This is a genomic window from Methylobacterium variabile (assembly GCF_001043975.1).
GTDB classification, from domain to species: Bacteria; Pseudomonadota; Alphaproteobacteria; order Rhizobiales; family Beijerinckiaceae; genus Methylobacterium; species Methylobacterium variabile.
On record NZ_LABY01000372.1, the window covers coordinates 1 to 2,914 of the forward strand.

3 protein-coding genes are annotated in these 2,914 nt (G+C 63.9%); all 3 read left to right on the plus strand.

Annotated elements, in window-relative coordinates; genetic code table 11:
• The first annotated feature begins 619 nt into the window (after positions 1-619).
• Complete coding sequence (locus VQ02_RS37835) at positions 620-961, plus strand: hypothetical protein (RefSeq protein ID WP_157080910.1); 342 nt, start codon at positions 620-622, stop codon at positions 959-961.
• Between the two features lie 35 nt (positions 962-996).
• The gene (locus tag VQ02_RS33120) at positions 997-1,530 is read left to right on the plus strand and encodes a TetR/AcrR family transcriptional regulator (protein WP_048448525.1); all 534 of its coding nucleotides are present in this window, start codon (positions 997-999) and stop codon (positions 1,528-1,530) included.
• Positions 1,531-1,573: 43 nt separating this feature from the next.
• On the plus strand, positions 1,574-2,914 hold a 1,341-nt coding region (gene shc / locus VQ02_RS33125; RefSeq protein ID WP_048448526.1), incomplete at its 3' end, for a squalene--hopene cyclase.

Consider the following 2,914-nt stretch of genomic DNA (forward strand, 5'->3'; position numbering starts at 1 on the left):
CTGCGGCTCATCCCGACAGGGAATCAGCCAAACCGTCAGACGGCAAGGGGGGCGACCCGACACCCACGCCGCTACTGACCCGAGCCGTCTGAGACCCCCTGAGTAATTACAGACAAAGCAATCTAGGGCAGTATGGGCAGAATATTACCGAGATTTGGCTTGTCATGCTGGACAGGTAGCAAGTTGTTCCCTCAGTATTGCATGTGAATTAAATAACGATGCCAACGCCGATTGTAGTCTGACCCACCTTTGGGCTCTCCCGCGTTTGTGGTGCAGCTAGGTGGCGAGTCACGGAGCCACACGGATCGTGAACGGCGAACCCCGACTGCACATCTGAGCCGGTGTCCAAACGCCTGCTGCCCCTCGTCCCGGCCAGCCTCGTGGTCGATCAGGTCGACCTTGATCCTGACCAGATCACCATCCGCACTCATCCCCGCGCAACGGCCGCCTGCTGTCCGCGGTGTGGAAGACCTCGGCTCGTCCCCATTCCCGCTACACCCGCACCCTAGCCGACCTTCCCTGGCAAAATTGGCGCGTCGTCATCGCGGTCTAGACGCGGCGATGGAGTTGCCCGCAGCCACACTGCCCTCGCGGTGTCTTCGCCGAGCGCCTCGCCAACGTGGCTCAGGCCGGCGCTCGCCGCAATCACCGCCTCGGCGACCTGCAGCACCATCTCGGTCTCGCGCTCGGCGGTGAAGCCGGCGCACGCCTGGCGGTGCGCCTCGGCTTGCCGGTCAGCCCCGACACGCTGCTGCGCCTCGTGCGAGGCCGCGCATCCGCGCAGGCAGATCGCGCACCGTGGGTGCTCGGCATCGATGATTGGGCCTGGCGGCGCGATCAGCGCTACGGCACAATCCTGTGCAATCTGGAGCGAGGCAAGGTCATCGATCGGCTTGCGCCAAGCGCGCGAGTGGGCCCACAGGCATGGTTCGCGCTTGCTATGCCAAGCTTCCTTGTTTAAACCCGTACGTACGGATTTAATGCGGACGTGGGTGAATGGGGCGAACTCGAACCATCGACCGTGACAAGGTGCTGGACCACGCGGAGCAGATCGTCTGCCGAGAGGGTGCTACAGCGCTGACCTTCGACGCCGTTGCCAAAGCGGCCGGCATCACCAAGGGCGGCCTGCAATACTGCTTCGGCGATAAGGACGGCATGATTGCCGCCCTTATCGAGCGTTGGTTCGCGGCTTTCGACGCTGAACTCGCGCGCAGCACCGCACCGGACAGTGATACCGCGGAACAAGCACGTGGCTACGTTGCAGCTTCAAGCCGCGTCGACGAAGCGTCCCAGACCAAGATGGTCGGCATGCTCATGACCCTGCTGCAGTCGCCTGAGCACCTGGAACCCGTCCGTGCCTGGTACGCCAGCTGGATCGGCAGGTTCGACCCCGATTCCGAGGCGCAGCGCCGGGCCCGAACGGCCTTCTTTGCCGCCGAGGGCGCCTTCTTCCTCCGCAGCCTCGGGCTGGTCGAGATGGATCAAGCTGAATGGGACGGTGTCTTCGCCGACTTCCTGAAGCTGCTCTGACCAGCCCCAGCGCTAGATCAAACCCCAACCAGTAGAGTGATCGATGAACACGGAGCCTCGCTTCTCCGCGCTCGAGAACCTGTGCGCCATTACCAACGCCGGCCAGGCTTTGAGCCGGCGGCAGAACCGTGACGGCCACTGGGTCTTCGAGCTGGAGGCGGATGCCACTATCCCAGCCGAATACGTGCTCCTAGAGCACTACATGGACCGCATCACACCCGAGCGGCAGGCCCGTATTGGCATCTATCTCAGGCGCATCCAGGGCGAACATGGCGGCTGGCCCATGTTCCACGGCGGCGTCTTTAACATGTCTGCCAGCGTGAAGGCGTACTGCGCCCTGAAGGCCATCGGCGACGATCCGCAGGCGCCGCACATGGTACGGGCGCGCCAAGCCATCCTCGGCCACGGCGGCGCGGAACGCGCCAACGTCTTCACCCGCATCCAGCTCGCCCTGTTTGGCGCTATTCCCTGGCGTGGCGTGCCTGTGATGCCGGTCGAGATCATGCACTTGCCCAAGTGGTTCTTCTTTAACGTTTGGGCAATGTCCTACTGGGCTCGCGTCTGCGTGGTGCCTCTCCTTGTGCTGCAGGCGCTCCAGCCTCGCGCCCGCAACCCACGCGCAGTGACCTTCGAGGAGATCTTCCAGACTCCGCCAGATCAGGTTCGAGACTGGATCCACGGCCCCTACCGCTCGCGCTGGAGCGTGGTGTTCAAGCACATCGACACTGTGCTGCGCTGGACCGAGCCCCTGTTCTCGAAGCTTGCGCGCGAGAGCGCCATCTCCAAGGCCATCGCCTTCGTGGAGGAGCGCCTAAACGGCGAGGACGGACTCGGCGCGATCTACCCAGCTATGGCCTACGCTTTGATGATGTACGACGTGCTCGGCTATCCCACGGACGATCCACGCTGCGTCACGATGTGGGGAGCCATTGAGAAGCTTCTCGTCGAAAAGGACGACGAGGTCTTCTGCCAGCCCTGCGTCTCGCCTGTCTGGGACACCAGCCTCTCCGGACATGCCATGATCGAGGCCCTTCGCACTGGCGGCGTTGAGGCGCGCGAAGATCTCGATGCGGCCTGCGACTGGCTGGCAGCGCGGCAGATCACGAAGGTTCGCGGTGACTGGACCGCGATGCGACCCCAGGCCGAGCCCGGTGGCTGGGCTTTCCAGTATGGCAACGACCACTACCCCGACGTGGACGACACAGCAGTCGTCGGCATGCTGCTCCACCGCAACGGTCGACCCGAGCACGCGGAGGCAGTCGAGAGGGCACGGCGCTGGATCGTTGGTATGCAGAGCCGCAATGGTGGCTGGGGCGCCTTCGACGCTGAGAACGATCGCGAGTACCTTAACCACATCCCGTTCGCCGACCACGGCGCGCTGCTC

Coding starts and splice junctions, on each gene's coding strand:
- VQ02_RS33120 (WP_048448525.1), top strand. CDS start 997: ATGGGGCGAACTCGAACCATCGACCGTGACAAGGTGCTGGACCACGCG.